This is a genomic window from Streptomyces sp. NPDC002886, assembly GCF_042888445.1.
Classification (GTDB): domain Bacteria; phylum Actinomycetota; class Actinomycetes; order Streptomycetales; family Streptomycetaceae; genus Streptomyces.
On record NZ_JBIAPV010000003.1, the window covers coordinates 1,235,391 to 1,252,395 of the forward strand.

The window sequence follows — 17,005 nt, forward strand, 5'->3', positions numbered from 1 at the left end:
GCGGCTTCGAATAGGCCGTTTCAGCCCACGCCGGACATATCCGCCAATTCACCGAGTTCGCTCAGGCCGTCAGGACGATGCGGCCGCGCGTGCCCGGGTCCGCGAGGAGGGCGTGGGCCTTGGGGCCTCCTCCAGGGGGAAGGTGCGCGCCACCCTGAGGGTCAGCTCACCCGCGTCGACCAGCGTCACCAGGCGGGCCAGGTGCGCACCGTCCGCCGCCACCTCCTGTTCCACCACGCGGACGCCGCGCTCCGGCGCCGGGGCCGCGTGGGGGATCAGGCCGACGTAGGAGCCGCCGTCCCGGACGAGGGCCAGGGCCGGCCCGCCGAGCACCGCCGTGTCCACGACGCCGTCCACCGCGCCGGCCGGAGTCTCGCCGCGCGGGACGAAGTGGGCCGCGCCCAGGGACCGTACGAGTTCCTCGTCATCGGCTCCCGCCAGGGCCGTCACCACGTAGCCGGCCCGCGCCGCCAGCTGGACCGCCAGCCCGCCGACCGCTCCCGCCGCACCGGTGACCAGGACCGCGGCCCCGGCCGGGAGTTCCAGCAGGTCCACCGCACGGGCCGCGGTCAGGCCGCTCAGCGGCTGCGCCGCCGCTGTCACCGTGTCGACCGTCACGGGGGCCGGAGCGAGCGCCGACGCGTCGAGCACCGCGTACTCCGCGTGCGTACCGAGCGGCTTGACCGGCCCGTAGTGCAGGCCGACCACCCGGTCGGACACCGCCCAGCCGGCCACGTCCGCGCCGAGTTCGTCGATCTCGCCCGCCACGTCCCAGCCGAAGCCGAGCCGCTGCCCCTCGCCGCCGAAGACTCCGGCCCGTACCGCGCCGTCGACCGGGTTCAGACCGGCCGCCCGGACCCGTACCCGGACCTGCCCGGCGCCCGGCCGCGGGACCGGCACCCGTACGATCTCCACCCGCTCGGGGCCGCCGAAGCCCTCGGCCACCGCCGCCGCCATCGTCGTCATCGCCGTAGTCGTCGCCGTCGCCGTCGCCTGGCCGGTCGTCTGCTGGGTCTCGCTCATCGCCATCGCCTCTTCCGCGGGCTCGCTCTCTGGTTCCGGTGTTCCCGGTGAGAACCAACCTAAGGAGAGCTACTCTCTATTGGTAAGTACGTACCTCGAAGTGCGTACCCGACCCGGAAGTGGGGCACCCATGGCCACCCGTACCGCCGAAGCCCGCCGCGAAGAGGCCCGCGAGTCCTACGACGCCTTCCTCAAGGAGTGCCCCACCAGCCAGCTCCTGGCCCGCATCAGCGACAAGTGGGTCGGCCTCATCGTCAGCGCGCTCACCCAGGCCGAGGACCGCACCATGCGCTACAGCGAGCTCGGCCGCAAGATCCCCGGCGTCAGCCAGAAGATGCTGACCCAGACCCTGCGCTCCCTGGAGCGCGACGGCCTCGTCGCCCGCACCGTCACGCCCACCGTCCCCGTCCGCGTCGACTACCGGCTCACCGAACTCGGCGCCAACCTGGGCTGCCTGCTCAGCTCCGTGAAGGAATGGGCCGAGAACCACTTCGACCAGGTCAACGCCCACCGCGAACTGCACGACGCGGTAGCCGCCGGCACGGACGCGGACACGGGCGCGGACACCGATGCGGATGCGGATGCGGACACGGATGCGAGCAAGACCGCGAACGCGCGCGCGGGGGTGTAAATCCCCCGCCTCGGCCCGCCCCGCGATGGCATGCTGACCCCGTGAACGGACCCGGAATTCAGCTCACCCTCGCCCCCGACCTGCACGTGTTCGCCGCGCCCGCGCGCCGCGGCACCCGTGTACCGACCACCACCGACGGCGTCTCCAGCCTCGGCCACGTCGTCGAATCGGCCGGCGTCCCCCTCACCGAAGTCGGCCGGATCCTCGTCGACGGCGCCGAAACGCCCCTCGCCCACGTGCCCCGGGCCGGCGAATCCGTCGAGGTCTTCGCCGTCGACCGCCCCCAGCACCTCCCCGGCGTCCCCGGCACCACCCCGCTGCGCTTCCTCCTCGACGTCCACCTCGGCACCCTCGCCCGCCGCCTGCGGCTGCTCGGCGTGGACGCCGCGTACGAGAACGAGGACATCGGCGACCCGGCCCTGGCCACCCGCTCCGCCGCCGAGCAGCGCGTCCTGCTCTCCCGCGACCGCGGACTGCTGCGCCGCCGCGAGCTGTTCGCCGGCGCGTACGTCTACAGCGACAACCCCGACGAGCAGGTCCGCGACATCCTCGGCCGGTTCGCCCCGGCCCTCGCGCCGTGGACCCGCTGCACCGCGTGCAACGGGACCCTGCGCGAGGCCGACAAGGACAGCGTCGGCGACCGGCTGGAGAGCGGCACGCAGCGCTCGTACGAGGTCTTCGCCCAGTGCGCCGACTGCGAGCGCGTCTACTGGCGCGGCGCCCACCACGCCCGGCTGGAGCGGATCGTCGACGAGGCCATGGCCGAGTTCGGCGGCGTGGGCACGCCGTAGCGGCGGGCCCCGCACCAGCGGGGACCCGTGCCCACGCACGCACCCGCAGGGCACGTACGCGTCAGACCACCCCTACGCGTCAGAACGCGTACGTGTCCCCCGTGTCCAGGGCCAGCACCACGTGCTCGTTGTTGGTGTGGTTCCGGTCCGTCGCGCCGCCGTTCCACCACGTGTCGACCCGCACCACCACCTCCGAAGCCGGCTCCTTCAGCCGCAGCACCAGCCCGATGTGCCGCCCGCGCCCGTGCAGCGGCAGCGCCCCGGTCTCGCACACCACCTCGCGCAGCCCGGCCCGCGCACAGCCCTCCGCCAGTTCCTGCCGGTCCGCGAGATCGGCCGACAGGCGCAGCCGTACGGTCGCGTTCGCCAGGGCGGACGGACCCTCGTTCTCCGGAACCAGCAAGATCCGCAGCCGGCCGCCGTCCAGGGCGACCCGCCCGTGATAGGCCACGTCGGCCTCCGGCCCGGCCCCGGCGAGTGCACTGCCCACGCCACTGCCCAGCCCGCCGAGCAGCACCAGCAGCCCGGCCATCACCACACTCCGTACGGCACCTCGGCGCACCGCGACCACCTCCACGCGCGGACGCTAGCCCTCCCGCCCGCCCGATGGTCGGACCATCACACGAACGAGGGCGAGCCCCCCGGCCCGCGGCCCCCGCGCGGCCGGTGACCTGTGCGGCGACCGGCCTATGCTGGCCAGTACCCACCCGTACAAGCGCACGAGCACACGAACGCACGAGGAGCCCGCATGAGCACGGCCACCCGAACCGCCGTAGTCACCGGCGCGAGCAGCGGCATCGGCGCGGCCACCGCCCGGCAGCTCGCCGCGGCCGGCTACCACGTAGTCCTCACCGCCCGCCGCAAGGACCGCATCGAGGCCCTCGCCGCCGAGATCCAGGCCGCCGGCCACTCCGCGGCCGCCCACGCCCTCGACGTCACCGACCGCGCCGCCGTGGACGCCCTCGCCGCATCCCTCGACCGCTGCGACGTGCTCGTCAACAACGCCGGCGGCGCCATCGGAGCCGACCCCGTCGCCACCGGCGACCCCGCCGACTGGCGCACGATGTACGAGGTCAACGTCATCGGCACGCTCCACGTCACCCAGGCCCTGCTCCCGGCCCTGACCGCCTCGGGCGACGGCACGGTCGTGGTGCTCTCCTCCACCGCCGGCCACGCCACCTACGAGGGCGGCGCCGGCTACGTGGCCGCCAAGAACGGCGCCCGCGTCCTCGCCGAGACCCTCCGCCTGGAGATCGTCGGCCAGCCCGTCCGCGTCATCGAGATCGCCCCCGGCCTGGTCAAGACCGAGGAGTTCGCCAAGACCCGCTTCCGCGGCGACGCCGAGCGGGCGGAGAAGGTCTACGCCGGCGTGGCCGAGCCCCTCTCCGCCGACGACGTGGCCGACACCATCACCTGGGCGGTGACCCGTCCCAGCCACGTCAACATCGACCTCCTGGTGGTCCGCCCCCGCGCCCAGGCCTCGAACACGAAGCTCCACCGCGAGCTGTAGGACCGCGGCAGCTAAGGCACCAGCCCGGCACTCTTCAGGTGCGGCATCAAGGCCGCCGGCTTCAGCCCGGCGGCCTTCGCCGCGTCCAGGGCCCGCTTCAGGTCCGCGCCGAGCGTCGGCGTGAAGTGCAGCAGCACGATGTCACCCGCGTTCAGCCGCGGCGTGGCCGGCGTCTCGCTCCACGTCGTGAAGTCGTGCGTCCACGTGATCAGCGCCTTGACCCCGCACGCCTTGGCGGCCAGCCGCACGTCGTCGTTGACGGCCCCGTACGGCGGCCGCAGCAGCTTCGGCTCCCGCCCGAAGGCCGCGGCGAGCTGCTCCCCGGCCCCGCACACCTCGGTGTCCTTGCCGGCGGCGTCGAGCGTCGTCAGATCGGAGTGGTTGACGGTGTGGTTCTCGACGTTCACCGACCGCCCCTGCGCGACCAGCCCGGTGAAGTACTGGGCGTCGTACGAGAACGCCCCCGGCAGCAGGAACAGCGAAGCGGGCACCCGCTGGTCGACGAGCGTCCGGGCAACAGCCGGATCGTGCGCCCACCCGTCGTCGATGGTGATGAACACGACCTTCTCGCTGGTCGGCACGTGCGATACGACGGGCGGCAGCCCGACGGCCCGCGAGCCGGCGGCAGCGGCCTGAGCGGTGGCCGGGGCGGCGGCCGGAGCGGCCCCCTCGGACGACCCGACGGCATCGGCCGCCTGAGCGGCACCAACGGTGAGCGACAACGACGCGAGCGCGGCAAGAACCGCACGGGATCTCCACATGCGGCACACCTTGGTCTAGACCAACTCCCGTCGTCAATCCCCTAGTAGGGAGTTCCTTGCGCGGAAAGCAGCTCCGCACCACGGGAGTTGACGGTCACCACATCAGCCGCCCCCCGCGCCGGAACCTCGATCACCGCCGTCACCGCCCAGTTCCGGTCCGCGACCGTCCAGTGCCGGGACCCGCCCAGCATCCGCTCGACGTCGCTGCCCTTCTTGAACGCGAACCACCTCGTCCCCGGCTTGTTCTCCGAGTGCTCGGACATCACGTACGTGCAGGTCACCAGCGAAGCGCCGCCCGCGAGCCGCACCACCGGCAGGTCCCCGCCCGTGGGCGCGTACGCGAAGGTGTCCCGCACCAGCCCGTCGACCAGGGCGTCCTTCGCGTTGTACGCGTCGACCACCCCGCCCGTGCGGGAGCCCGGCATGAAGTACTCGCTCTCGCGCTCCCCGTGGGGGGCGGTGAAGCTCAAGTAGTCCCCGTACCGCCCGCAGGCCTTGCGAGCCTCATCGGCCCGCGACGAGAGAACGGCACCCGCGACGACCTCGGTGCTCGGAGCCGCGATCTCCTTCTCCCGCATCAGCAGCTCCTTGCGCTCCAGGAACCGGGCCGGGGGCGCATCCGCCTTGACCGGCGCCCCGAACACCCAGGAAGCAGCGGCCGCCTTCCACGCACCACCGGGCCCGTCCTGGACGAAGTGGTGCACCGCCGTCGCACGGTCCTCCTCGAAGTAGTGGGCCTTGCTGAACACGACGAACGAACGCGGATACCGCGGCTGTTCGCGCTCCGTCGGGATCACGAAGACGGGCCGGGCGAAATCGGTGTCCCCACCGGTGACGATCGCGTGCAGGTTCTTGCGCTCGTGCCGCGCCTTGGTCTCCTGCAGCAGCGCACCGGTCTGGATCCTGGAGATCGCCGCGAAGTCGGCCTTCCCCTCGGCCACCGAGTTCGCCCACCCGTAGTTGTTGAACACCTTCTCGGCATCGGCGACGGAAATCACCCGCGCCGGCGCCACGGGAGCGGCGGAAACGGACGGCGCAGCACCCCTCGCCCCGCCCTCCCCCTTCCCACCCGAACATCCGGAAGCCCCCGCCACGACCACGAGAGCAACCCCGAGCCCACACCACTGACCAGCAACCCCACGCTCCACGACAGATCCCCCCCACGGGCCGGAACAACCAAAACGCGCCGATCACATCACACCCGGCGAGCCGAGCCGGCGGCGCGTACCCACGCCGTCGACACACCCCGCCCGGAGCGACGGAAGGCCGGAACCCATCGGGTTCCGGCCTTCCGTCGCTCCAGACGCCTTTGGGTCAGCCCTTGACGCAGATGACCGCCTTGAGCTTCGCCACGACCTCGACCAGGTCGGTCTGCTGCTCGATGACCTGCTCGATCGACTTGTAGGCACCCGGGATCTCGTCCACGACCCCCGCGTCCTTACGGCACTCGACGCCCTTGGTCTGCTCGGCCAGGTCCTGCGTCGAGAAGCGCTTCTTCGCCGCCGTCCGGCTCATCTTCCGGCCGGCGCCGTGCGAGGCCGAGTTGAAGGACTTCTCGTTGCCGAGGCCCTTCACGATGTACGAACCCGTCCCCATGGAGCCCGGGATGATTCCGTAGTCACCGCTGCCGGCTCGGATCGCGCCCTTACGGGTGACCAGCAGATCCATGCCGTCGTACCGCTCCTCCGCCACGTAGTTGTGGTGGCAGCTGATCTCCTGTCCGAAGGAGACCTTGGCCTTGCGGAACTGCTTGCGTACGACCTCCTTGAGCAGGCTCATCATCACGGCACGATTGAACTTCGCGTACTCCTGAGCCCAGAAGAGATCGTTGCGATAGTCCTGCATCTCCGGCGTTGCCGCGAGGAACACCGCGAGGTCCCGGTCGATCAGCCCTTGATTGTGCGAGAGCCCCCGAGCCACTCCGATATGGAAGTCCGCCAGCTCGTTGCCGATGTTCCGGGACCCGGAGTGCAGCATGAGCCAAACCGACCCGTTCACATCAATTGAAACTTCAACGAAATGGTTGCCGGTCCCGAGCGTCCCCATCTGCCGCAAAGCCCGCTCCCGCCGGAACTTCACCGCGTCCGCGACATAGTCGAACCGCTCCCACAGGTCCCCGAACCCCCGCTCCGAGACGCCGTACAGCCGTCCCGGATCCACCGCCTCCCGGTGCATCCCCGCTCCCACCGGGATCGCCTTCTCGATCTGCGAGCGCAGGCCCGACAGGTCGCCCGGGAGGTCGTTCGCGGTCAGTGAGGTCTTCACCGCCGACATGCCGCAGCCGATGTCCACGCCCACCGCCGCCGGACAGACCGCGTCCTTCATGGCGATGACCGAGCCGACGGTCGCGCCCTTGCCGTAGTGGACGTCCGGCATGACGGCGAGGCCCTTGATCCAGGGGAGGCCGGCGGTGTTCTGGAGCTGGCGCATCGCGCTGTCCTCGACCGACGCCGGGTCGGTCCACATCCTGATGGGAACCTGCGCCCCGGGAACTTCTACGTACGACATTTCACCCTCAACACCCCGTCAACACCACAAAAGCCTGAAAACGCAAAAAGCCTCGCTCATAGCCCTAAATACGACAGAGGACCGGCGCCGGCACCAGCGTGTGCGATAGACATTGTGTCCATCCGCGCCCGAGCCGCGGCAACGCATTTTCCCGAAGGGAGCCGGTGGAACGTGCAGCGCAAGACGGTACGAGTACGTGGAGTCCTGCCAGCCGTCGCGATGCTCGCCGCCCTCACGGCCGGCCTCACCGCCTGCACCGACGGCGGCGGCGGGATCGGAATCAACAGCGGCGACTCGAAGCCCGGCGGCAATCCCGGTACGACCCCCCAGCCCGGCAAGTACCGCAGCCTGCCCATGCCCTGCAAGGCCGTCGACGGCAAGAAGGTCAAGGCCATGCTCCCGGCCGCCGAGGGGCTCGCACCCGAGGCCCTGGCAGCCCTCTACGCCGGGGTCGCGGACCCCTCCTACGACGCCGACCGGCGCGTCGGCTGCCGCTGGACCGCGCAGACCCCGACCGAGACCCGGCTGCTGTCGGTGGACTTCGAGCGCGTGGTCTCGTACGACCGGGCCACCACGAGCGACGACGACAAGGCGCGCCAGGTCTACGGCCGCAAGCTCACCGCCGCCAACCTGCCCGCCCCGGTGCCGTCGGCGAGCCCGACGCCGTCCGGGGCCGCGCCGTCCGGACCCGCGCCGTCCGGGGCTCCGTCACCGGCCGCGGGCACGAGCGGGAGCGCCGCTCCGGGCGCGAGTACGAGCCCGAGTCCGAGCAGCAGTCCCTCCGCCCCGCCGGAGCTCGGTTCCCGCGTGCTCGACGGGCTCGGCGACGAGGCCTTCGTGGACGACAAGCTCGCCGCGGCCGGGGCCACCGCCGCGCAGGCGCGCACCGTCCGCATTGTGTTCCGTACCTCGAATGTCATCGTCTCCGTCGAGTACAGCGTCCAGCCCGCGCTCCCCGGCACGGTCCCGCCCAGCGGTGAAACCCAGGACAGGGCACGGCAGTTGGCGCAGGCCCTCGTGGAGCGGTTCGACGACTAGCCGGCCTCGGCCCAGGGGGGCGTACGGGGCCGCCGTGACGGCGCGCACAGCAGCCGGGCGCCGGGTCGGGCTACCGTTGCTCGGGTCCCGCGCCCGCCGGAGGGCCCGAACGAGCCCGCACGAAGACCCACAACGTCTGAAGGAATCATGCACCGATCAGCCTCGCGCCTCACCCGCGTCCTCGCCTGCGCAGCCGTCCCGGTGATCCTCACGGTCGCCGGCTGCTCGTCCGACTCGGGCAAGAAGTCGGGCACCGACAGCGGCAAGAAGTCCGAAAGCTCCTCGTCCTCCCAGCCGAGCGCCAAGCCCTCCAAGGAGGCGCTGGAGAAGGCCGCGTACGCCACGCTGCCGGAGCCGTGCAAGGCGGTCTCCGCGAAGACCATCGAGACGATCGTCCCCAAGGCGAAGGACGCGAACGGCACCGCCGCCAAGTCCAACGACCTCACCAGCCGTGCCACCTGCACCTGGAACGGTCTGGACGAGGCCGGTCTGAAGGGCTCGCAGTACCGCTGGCTCTCGATCTCCCTGGTCCGCTACGACGCGCTCGCCTCGGTCGGCACCGGCAACAAGCGCGCCGAGGACGAGTACGCCAAGCAGGTCGAGAAGGCGAAGGCCGTCGAGGGCGCGGAGAACGTGAAGCCGGAGGAGGCGGGCGGCATCGGCGACCAGGCCACCTCGGTCACCTTCACCACCAAGAAGGACGGCGCCTTCTTCAACACCTCGGTCATCGCGCGCACGGAGAACGTCGTCGTCACGCTCGACTACAACGGCACGGCCTACGAGGGCGCGACCGCTCCGGACCAGGCCAAGCTGCTCCAGGACGCCATCGCGGCGGCGAAGGAGACCGTGGCCTCGGTCCAGGCCGCGAACGGTGCGCAGCAGCCGGAGCAGTCGGCCCAGCCGTCGCAGTCCGCGCAGCCGTCGCAGTCGCCCTCTCCGTCGAACTCCTAGGACCGGGCTCCTGGGACCGAGCTCCTGGGACCGGCTCATAGAGCCCGGCTCCTGGGACCCCTCGTAGAGCCCGGCTCTCGGAGCCGAACTCCTCGGACGTGCCACGTCGTCGGCGGTCCGGCCGGTGCCCGGAAGGGCCGGGTCCGGACCGCCGACGTCGTGTTCCCCGTACGCGCGTACGCTGTGCCCTGCCGTAGCTCGACAAGGGGAGGGGATCGCGGGTGGCCGCGATGCAGCTGACTCGTACGCACCGGATATTGATCGGTGTCGTGGTCGCCGGAGCCGTCGTGATCGCGGGGATCGGATTCGCCGGTTCGTACTCCGCCGTGCGCGCCCTGGCCTTGAAGAAGGGCTTCGGTTCCTTCTCGCTGGTCTTCCCGATCGGCATCGACATGGGCATCTGCGTCCTGCTCGCGCTGGACCTGCTCCTGACGTGGATCCGGATCCCGTTCCCGCTGCTGCGTCAGACGGCGTGGCTGCTGACGGCGGCGACGATCGCCTTCAACGGCGCTGCCGCCTGGCCCGATCCCCTCGGGGTCGGCATGCACGCCGTGATCCCGATCCTGTTCGTGGTCACCGTGGAGGCCGCCCGGCACGCGGTGGGGCGGATCGCGGACATCACCGCGGACCGGCACATGGAGGGCGTCCGCATCACGCGCTGGCTCCTCTCGCCGATCCCCACCTTCAAGCTGTGGCGCCGGATGAAGCTGTGGGAACTGCGCTCCTACGAGCAGGCCGTCGGCATGGAGCAGGACCGGCTGATCTATCAGGCCCGCCTGCAGGCCCGCTACGGCCGTGCCTGGCGCCGCAAGGCCCCCGTCGGGGCCCTGATGCCGCTGCGCCTCGCCCGCATCGGCGTCCCGCTGTCCCAGACCGCCCCCGAGGGCCTGGCCGCGGCGGGCATCGAGCCGCTCCTCATCCCGCCGCCCCCGGCCGCCGAGCCGACGGCCCCGGCCCTCCCGGCGGGCGCCGAGGGCGCGGAGGCCGCCGAGGGCGCGCAGCAGCCGGCCACGGCGGCGGCCCTGCCCGCCGCTGCCGCCGCCCCTGCCGCCGCGGGAGCCCCCGCGGACGCCGCGCAGCAGCAGCACCGGCTCGCCGGCCCCGGGACGCAGTACGCGGAGGGCCCGGCGGGGGCCGTGGCCCCGCAGGGCCACCCCGACGCCGCCCCCTTCGTGGTGGACCCGACCGCGATGCCGGCCGCGCACAACAGCGCCTGGTTCGCGGCGCCGCGTGCGCCGCAGGCCGCGTACGAGGGCGGCTACAACCCGCAGTACGTGGAGGGCCTGGAGCCGACCCCGGTCATGCCCCCGTCGGGCCCGGAGCAGCAGGAGCAGCAGGAGCGGTCGGAGCAGGAGCGGGAGCCGGAGCCGCAGGAGCTGCCGATACCGGGTCCGCGCCAGGAGGAGGCCTTCCCGGAGGGCGAGCCGCCGAGCGACGACGACGTGAAGTTCGCGGAGGCGGCGTACGAGGTGTTCCGCTCCCACCTGGAGGAGAACGGCGAGGTCCTGACCGCCGAGCAGCTCGACATACTGCTGGCCGACCGGTACGGCGTGGTGCATCCGCGCAGTGCCTCGCTGATCCGCAAGATCTTCCCGCAGCTCAAGCAGCGCTACCAGACCGAGCTGGAGAACGAGCACATCGCGTAGGCCCCCGGAGGACCGCGCATGAGGAAGGGCCCGCACCCCCCGGGGGGTGCGGGCCCTTCCTCATGTCACACGTCCTCAGACGGCGAGCAGCTTGCGCACCCGGTCCGCCCCGACCGCGAGCAGCAGGGTGGGCAGGCGCGGCCCGGTCTCCCGGGTCACGAGCAGGCGGTACAGCAGGGCGAAGAAGGTCCGCTGCGCGACCTTGAGCTCCGGCGTCGGCTTGGCGTCCGGCTCGAGGCCGGCCATCACCTTGGGCACGCCGTAGACGAGGGTGGTGAGCCCGTCGAGCGACCAGTGCGAGTCGAGCCCGTCGACGAGGCGGCGCAGGGATTCGCGTCCCTCGTCGTCCAGGGAGGACAGGAGCTCCGCGTCGGGCTCCTCGCGCACCAGGGTCCGCTGGTCGGCCGGGACCTGGGTGGAGATCCAGCTCTCGGCGCGGTCCAGGCGCGGGCGCACCTCGTCGAGCGAGGTCAGCGGCCGGTCCGGCTCCAGGTCGCTGAGGATGCGCAGGGTCTGCTCGTCGTGTCCGCCGGTGATGTCGGCGACCGAGGCGAGGGTCCGGTACGCCATGGGGCGCGGGGTGCGCGGCAGCTCGTGGGAGGCGACGCGTACGGCGCGGGCGTGGGCGGCGGCGTCGGCGGGCAGCACGGAGCCGTCGGCGACCTTGGCCTCCAGCTTGTCCCACTCGTCGTAGAGCCGCTGGATCTCCTGGTCGAAGGCGATCTTGAAGGACTGGTTGGGCTTGCGGCGGGCGTAGAGCCAGCGCAGCAGCTGCGGCTCCATGATCTCCAGCGCGTCGGCCGGGGTCGGGACCCCGCCCTTGCTGGAGGACATCTTGGCCATGCCGCTGATGCCGACGAAGGCGTACATCGGTCCGATCGGCTGCTCGCCGCCGAAGATCCCGACGATCTGCCCGCCGACCTGGAAGGAGGAGCCGGGCGAGGAGTGGTCGACGCCGGAGGGCTCGAAGATCACGCCCTCGTAGGCCCAGCGCATGGGCCAGTCGACCTTCCAGACCAGCTTGCCGCGGTTGAACTCGCTGAGCTTGACAGTCTCGGTGAACTGGTCCTCGGTGCAGACGTAGGTCAGCTCGGTGGTCTCGTCGTCGTAGGACGTCACCGTGGTGAAGTCCTTGCCGCACTCGGCGCAGTACGGCTTGTACGGGAAGTACTCCGTGCCCTCCGCGCTGCCGTCGTCCTCGGCGGCCGCGCCGGAGCCCTCGGCGGCTTCCAGTTCGGCCTCGTCGACCTGCTTCTGCTGCGGCTTCTTGCCGCCCGGCTTCTGCTTGGTCCGGTACTGGTCGAGGATCGCGTCGATGTCGGCGCGGTGCTTCATCGCGAACAGCACCTGCTCGCGGTAGGTGCCGGCGGTGTACTGCTCGGTCTGGCTGATCGGGTCGTACTCGACGCCCAGCTCGGCCAGCGCCTCGACCATGGCGGCCTTGAAGTGCTCGGACCAGTTCGGGTAGGCGGAGCCCTCGGGCGCGGGCACGGCGGTCAGCGGGCGGCCGATGTGCCGGGCGTGGGACTCCTCCGTGACGCCGGGGATGCCCTTGGGCACCTTGCGGTACCGGTCGTAGTCGTCCCAGGAGATGAGGTGGCGGACCTCGAAGCCCCGGCGGCGGATCTCGTCGGCGACCAGGTGCGGGGTCATGACCTCGCGGAGGTTGCCCAGGTGGATCGGGCCGGAGGGAGAGAGGCCGGACGCGACGACAATCGTTTTGCCGGGGGCTCGGCGCTCCGCCTCGGCGATGACCTCGTCCGCGAAACGGGAGACCCAGTCGGTCTCGGTGTTGCTCGGGGCGCTCTGAGCCACGACACGTCCTTCGTTCTCGAATGCTGGCTTCTCGTCATTCTCCCAGACGGAAGGGAGCGCTCCGAGGTTTATCGCGGCGCGGGCGGCGGGTGGCCGGCGCCGCCCGGGCGCCCGTATATCCCGGGATGTGGACAGCCCCCGCGTGGGATACTCGGTCCTTGTCGGAAACCCCAATCGAAACCCCGGTGCGCGCATCGGCACGACCTCACAGGAACGGCAGCTCATGGCCTCGGTCCCTTCCCTCGCTTCCTCCGTCAACCAGCGCGTCGCCGACGCACTCGCCTCCGCCCTGCCGGACGCCGGTGCGAGCGACCCGCTGCTGCGACGAAGCGACCGGGCCGACTTCCAGGCCAACGGCATCCTGGCGCTCGCGAAGAAGGCCAAGGCCAACCCGCGCGAGCTGGCCACTGCGGTGGTCGAGGCCGTCGAGGGCTCCGACACCGACGGTCTGATCCGGGAGATCGAGGTCTCGGGCCCCGGCTTCCTCAACATCACGATCACCGACAAGGCGATCGTCGAGACGCTGGCGGCCCGTGCCGCGGACGACCGCCTCGGCGTGCCGCTCGCCGCGAAGCCGGGTACGACGGTGATCGACTACGCGCAGCCGAACGTGGCCAAGGAGATGCACGTAGGCCACCTGCGGTCGGCGGTCATCGGTGCGGCGATGGTCGAGATCCTCGAGTTCACCGGCGAGAAGGTGGTCCGGCGTCACCACATCGGCGACTGGGGCACCCAGTTCGGCATGCTCATCCAGTACCTGCTGGAGCACCCGCACGAGCTGGACCACAAGGGCGCCGGGGACGGTGACGACGCTGTGGAGGTCTCCGGCGAGGAGGCCATGTCCAACCTGAACCGCCTCTACAAGGCCTCGCGCTCGCTCTTCGACTCCGACGAGGAGTTCAAGACGCGGGCCCGGGCCCGGGTGGTGGACCTCCAGGCCGGCGAGCCCGAGACCCTGGCGCTGTGGCAGCGGTTCGTGGACGAGTCGAAGATCTACTTCTACTCCGTCTTCAACAAGCTGGACATGGACATCCAGGACCCCGACGTGATCGGCGAGTCCGGCTACAACGACATGCTGGTGGAGACCTGCAAGCTGCTGGAGGACTCGGGCGTCGCCGTCCGTTCCAACGGCGCGCTGTGCGTGTTCTTCGACGACGTCAAGGGTCCGGACGGCAACCCGACCCCGCTGATCGTCCAGAAGTCCGACGGCGGCTTCGGTTACGCCGCGACCGACCTCTCGGCGATCCGCGACCGGGTCGGCGAGCTGGGCGCGACCACCCTCCTGTACGTGGTGGACGCGCGGCAGTCCCTGCACTTCAAGATGGTCTTCGAGACGGCCCGGCGGGCCGGCTGGCTGAACGAGGACACCAAGGCCGTGCAGCTGGCCTTCGGCACCGTGCTGGGCAAGGACGGCAAGCCGTTCAAGACCCGTGAGGGCGAGACGGTGCGGCTGGTGGACCTGCTGGACGAGGCCGTCGAGCGGGCGACCGCCGTGGTCCGCGAGAAGGCGGAGAAGGTCGGCCTGACCGAGGCGGAGATCGTCGAGAACGGCCAGTACGTGGGCATCGGCGCCGTGAAGTACGCGGACCTGTCGACCTCGGCCGCGCGCGACTACAAGTTCGACCTGGACCAGATGGTCTCGCTGACCGGCGACACGTCCGTGTACCTCCAGTACGCGTACGCCCGGATCGGCTCGATCATCCGCAGGGCGGGCGACCGCGAGCCGGTCGCGCACCCGGAGCTGGAGCTGGCGCCGGCCGAGCGCGCGCTGGGGCTGCACCTGGACCACTTCGGCGAGCTCATCGCCGAGGCGGCCGCGGAGTACGCCCCGCACAAGGTGGCCGCGTACCTCTACCAGCTGTCCTCGCTGTTCGCGACGTTCTACGAGCAGTGCCCGGTCGTGAAGCCCGAGCCCGAGCTCGTCGTCGGCGAGAACCGCCTGTTCCTCTGCGACCTGACCGCCCGCACCCTCAGCAAGGGCATGTCCCTCCTCGGCATCCGCACCCCCGAGAAGCTCTGACCCCGGGCCCACGGCGCAGCGGCGGCCCCGTCTCCCCTCCGGGAGGCGGGGCCGCCGCGCTACACACGAGAGCGAAGGAGCACGCCCCCGTCATGGAGGCAGAACCGCCCGCGTGAGCCGAGCCGCGCGGACTCAACCCGCCCCGAACACCTCGACCTTGCAGCGAGCACTCCCGGACCGTGCGATCCGGGCATCGCAGGTGACGAGCGGTACTTGGAGCCCTTCGGCCAGGGCCACGTAGGTGGCGTCGTACGCGGAGAGGTTCGCGTACAGCTCGCGCACCCGGGGCAGCACAGGAAGATGCTCCATCCGCCGGACCGGCAGTGCAGCGAAGTCGTCCCAGGCCACGTCCAGCTGGCGGTCGGAGAGCTTGCCTCCACGGTGCCGCCCGAGCAGCGCGTGCGCGACCTCCACATCGAGCAGGTAGGGGGCGACGAGGCGTTCGCCCACCACCCGCTCGCGCACGGCCTCGCCCGCCGGACCGGCGTCGGCGACGAGCATGACGAGTGCACTCGCGTCGATCACGATCATTCGCGTCGCCGTCCGGCGTCGAGGTCACCCAGGACCTCGTTCACGCTCAGCTCGGCGGACACCCGGGAACGGATCCGTGCGACGACATCCTCGACGGACGGCGTGGCGGCCTCTTCCTCCAGCAGCGTCCGGGCGTACGCCTGCAGCGACTGGCGGTTGCGAGCGGCTCGTATCTTCAGCTCGGCGAGCGCTTCATCGGACAGATCGCGGACATACAGAGTGGCCATGCAACAAGAGTAGTCGCACCGCAAGCATTCTGCTAGCAGTCCAGAATCTCGCCAGCGCTTCACCCGTACGGTCCGATTTCGGCCACATCTGCCGGGTAGGGGACGGGCCGTCCAACCCCTACCCACCTCGACGGAGGGCCCCGTGCCCGACATGAACGGCCCCTACAAGCCCGGCACCCCCTGCTGGATCGACCTGATGGTTCCCGACCAGCAGGCCGCCATCGACTTCTACGCCGACCTCTTCGGCTGGCAGGGCGAGATCGGCCCGCCCGAGACCGGCGGGTACTCCGTCTGCACCCTCAAGGGCAAGCCGGTCGCCGGGATCATGAAGGCGATGACCCCGGACGGCGCCGTCCCCGACCCGGCGCCCCCGACGGTGTGGACCTCGTACCTGGCCACGGACTCCCTCGACTCCACCCTCAAGTCCGTCACCGACGCCGGCGGCACGGTCATGATGGGCGCGATGGACGTCATGGACCTCGGGCGGATGGCCGTCATCGCCGACCCGACCGGTGCGGTCGTCGGCCTGTGGCAGGCCGGCACCTTCGACGGGGCCGGCATCGTCAACGAGCACGGCGCGCTCATCTGGAACGAGCTGAGCACCGGCGACGTCCCCGCCGCGAGGGCGTTCTACGGGGCCATCCTCCCGGTCACCACGGCCGCCTCCGAGATGCCGGAGGCCGCGGGGTACACGGAGTTCCAGGTCGACGGCCGGGCGGTGGCCGGAATGATGGACCTGAAGACCCTCCCGCCGGGCACCGCGCCGAACTGGATCCCGTACTTCAGCGCCGACGACGTCGACGAGATCCAGGCCGCCGCCACCCGCGCCGGAGGCTCCGTCATCGCCCCCGCCTTCGACATGGCGGCCGGCCGCATGGCCGTCCTGGCCGACCCGCAGGGCGCCGTCTTCTCGGTGATCAAGGCCCGCCCGGAGATCGTCGACTGACGGGTCGCCGCCCGACGGCGTGACGGGGCTCACAGGGAACGTTTCCCCTGTGAGCCCCCTCCTCCGTGTGCCGGAACGTTGCCGAAGCGTTCCACCACCGAGGGGGCCACCATGAACAACGCGACACGCACGCGCAGACGCACCGGGCGGGCGCTCGCCGCGCTGCTCGCCGCCGACGGACTGGTCCACCTGTACTGGGCCACGGGCCTGACCTGGCCCGCCCCCGACGAGCGGACCCTGTCACTGGCCGTACTCGGCTCCGAGGTGTCCTTCGGCCCTCCCGTGGTCCTGCCGCTCGCCGCGCTCACCCTGACCGGAGCCGCCGCCGTGCTCGCGCACGCGCACGGCCGGGGCGGGCGGCCCGCCCGCCTGGTGACGTCCGCCGTCGCCGCCGGGCTGGCCGTACGGGGCCTCGCGGGCCTGGGCTGGGCCGCCGGCCTCCTCCCCACCCCCGCGGAGGGCCCCTTCCGCACCCTCAACCTCGCGCTGTACACGCCCGCCTGCCTGGGCTTCGGCTGGGCGGCGGCGAGGCTGGCCAGGGCCCGTTGAGGCCGCCCGACAGCCCGGCCACGGGCCCGGTGAGGCCGGTGGACCCTGTGCCCGGCAG

The 17,005-nt window shown here is 71.6% G+C and carries 16 protein-coding genes and 1 pseudogene; 9 read left to right on the forward strand and 8 right to left on the reverse strand.

Annotated features, from left to right (window positions below; translation table 11 throughout):
* Positions 1–69 precede the first annotated feature (69 nt).
* The gene (locus ACFYYB_RS18005; protein WP_389436100.1) at positions 70–1,023 is read right to left on the reverse strand and encodes an NADP-dependent oxidoreductase; all 954 of its coding nucleotides are present in this window, start codon (positions 1,021–1,023) and stop codon (positions 70–72) included.
* A gap of 130 nt (positions 1,024–1,153) precedes the next feature.
* On the opposite strand from ACFYYB_RS18005, the pseudogene ACFYYB_RS18010 reads away from it, so the two are divergent.
* Positions 1,154–1,561: pseudogene (locus ACFYYB_RS18010) on the forward strand (winged helix-turn-helix transcriptional regulator); the annotation flags it as partial.
* 134 nt (positions 1,562–1,695) lie between these two features.
* Positions 1,696–2,445: a Mut7-C RNAse domain-containing protein gene (locus ACFYYB_RS18015; RefSeq protein ID WP_389436101.1), complete on the forward strand. Its 750-nt coding sequence runs from the start codon at positions 1,696–1,698 to the stop codon at positions 2,443–2,445.
* A gap of 79 nt (positions 2,446–2,524) precedes the next feature.
* On the opposite strand, the gene ACFYYB_RS18020 is transcribed toward ACFYYB_RS18015, so the two are convergent.
* Positions 2,525–3,022, reverse strand: coding sequence for a hypothetical protein (locus ACFYYB_RS18020; protein WP_327305221.1), 498 nt, complete (start codon positions 3,020–3,022; stop codon positions 2,525–2,527).
* A gap of 171 nt (positions 3,023–3,193) precedes the next feature.
* Between ACFYYB_RS18020 and ACFYYB_RS18025 the strand changes: the two genes are divergently transcribed.
* On the forward strand, positions 3,194–3,955 hold the full coding sequence (locus ACFYYB_RS18025; protein ID WP_389436102.1) for an SDR family NAD(P)-dependent oxidoreductase: 762 nt from the start codon (positions 3,194–3,196) through the stop codon (positions 3,953–3,955).
* A gap of 11 nt (positions 3,956–3,966) precedes the next feature.
* On the opposite strand, the gene ACFYYB_RS18030 is transcribed toward ACFYYB_RS18025, so the two are convergent.
* The 3 genes from ACFYYB_RS18030 to ACFYYB_RS18040 all read right to left on the reverse strand — a co-directional run bounded on the left by ACFYYB_RS18030 (position 3,967) and on the right by ACFYYB_RS18040 (position 7,224).
* Entirely contained in the window at positions 3,967–4,716 is a 750-nt protein-coding gene (locus tag ACFYYB_RS18030; protein WP_389436103.1) for a polysaccharide deacetylase family protein, read from the reverse strand.
* Between the two features lie 41 nt (positions 4,717–4,757).
* Positions 4,758–5,714: a hypothetical protein gene (locus tag ACFYYB_RS18035; RefSeq protein WP_389436104.1), complete on the reverse strand. Its 957-nt coding sequence runs from the start codon at positions 5,712–5,714 to the stop codon at positions 4,758–4,760.
* Between the two features lie 316 nt (positions 5,715–6,030).
* Complete coding sequence (locus tag ACFYYB_RS18040) at positions 6,031–7,224, reverse strand: RtcB family protein (RefSeq protein WP_389436105.1); 1,194 nt, start codon at positions 7,222–7,224, stop codon at positions 6,031–6,033.
* Positions 7,225–7,395: 171 nt separating this feature from the next.
* Between ACFYYB_RS18040 and ACFYYB_RS18045 the strand changes: the two genes are divergently transcribed.
* The 3 genes from ACFYYB_RS18045 (at position 7,396) to ACFYYB_RS18055 (ending at position 10,859) form a co-directional block, all read left to right on the forward strand.
* Positions 7,396–8,262 carry a DUF3558 domain-containing protein gene (locus tag ACFYYB_RS18045; RefSeq protein WP_389436106.1) on the forward strand — a complete coding sequence of 289 codons (867 nt, stop codon included), beginning with the start codon at positions 7,396–7,398 and terminating at the stop codon, positions 8,260–8,262.
* Between the two features lie 147 nt (positions 8,263–8,409).
* Positions 8,410–9,213: a DUF3558 family protein gene (locus ACFYYB_RS18050; protein WP_389436107.1), complete on the forward strand. Its 804-nt coding sequence runs from the start codon at positions 8,410–8,412 to the stop codon at positions 9,211–9,213.
* A gap of 230 nt (positions 9,214–9,443) precedes the next feature.
* Entirely contained in the window at positions 9,444–10,859 is a 1,416-nt protein-coding gene (locus ACFYYB_RS18055) for a DUF2637 domain-containing protein (protein WP_389436108.1), read from the forward strand.
* 75 nt (positions 10,860–10,934) lie between these two features.
* On the opposite strand, the gene lysS is transcribed toward ACFYYB_RS18055, so the two are convergent.
* Complete coding sequence (gene lysS, locus ACFYYB_RS18060; protein ID WP_389436109.1) at positions 10,935–12,674, reverse strand: lysine--tRNA ligase; 1,740 nt, start codon at positions 12,672–12,674, stop codon at positions 10,935–10,937.
* A 223-nt stretch (positions 12,675–12,897) separates the two neighbouring features.
* On the opposite strand from lysS, the gene argS reads away from it, so the two are divergent.
* Complete coding sequence (argS, locus tag ACFYYB_RS18065) at positions 12,898–14,694, forward strand: arginine--tRNA ligase (protein WP_389436110.1); 1,797 nt, start codon at positions 12,898–12,900, stop codon at positions 14,692–14,694.
* A 132-nt stretch (positions 14,695–14,826) separates the two neighbouring features.
* Here the strand turns inward: argS and ACFYYB_RS18070 are convergent, their stop codons facing one another.
* Together ACFYYB_RS18070 and ACFYYB_RS18075 are read right to left on the reverse strand one after the other, a co-directional pair.
* A complete protein-coding gene (locus tag ACFYYB_RS18070; RefSeq protein WP_243340105.1) occupies positions 14,827–15,225 on the reverse strand; it encodes a type II toxin-antitoxin system VapC family toxin in 399 nt (132 codons plus the stop codon).
* The gene (locus ACFYYB_RS18075; protein WP_389436111.1) at positions 15,222–15,452 is read right to left on the reverse strand and encodes an antitoxin; all 231 of its coding nucleotides are present in this window, start codon (positions 15,450–15,452) and stop codon (positions 15,222–15,224) included. The genes ACFYYB_RS18070 and ACFYYB_RS18075 overlap by 4 nt, the downstream gene beginning before the upstream one ends.
* 151 nt (positions 15,453–15,603) lie before the next feature.
* On the opposite strand from ACFYYB_RS18075, the gene ACFYYB_RS18080 reads away from it, so the two are divergent.
* Positions 15,604–16,398, forward strand: coding sequence for a VOC family protein (locus ACFYYB_RS18080; protein ID WP_389436241.1), 795 nt, complete (start codon positions 15,604–15,606; stop codon positions 16,396–16,398).
* Positions 16,399–16,509: 111 nt separating this feature from the next.
* Entirely contained in the window at positions 16,510–16,947 is a 438-nt protein-coding gene (locus tag ACFYYB_RS18085; RefSeq protein ID WP_389436112.1) for a DUF3995 domain-containing protein, read from the forward strand.
* The last annotated feature ends 58 nt before the right edge of the window (positions 16,948–17,005 follow it).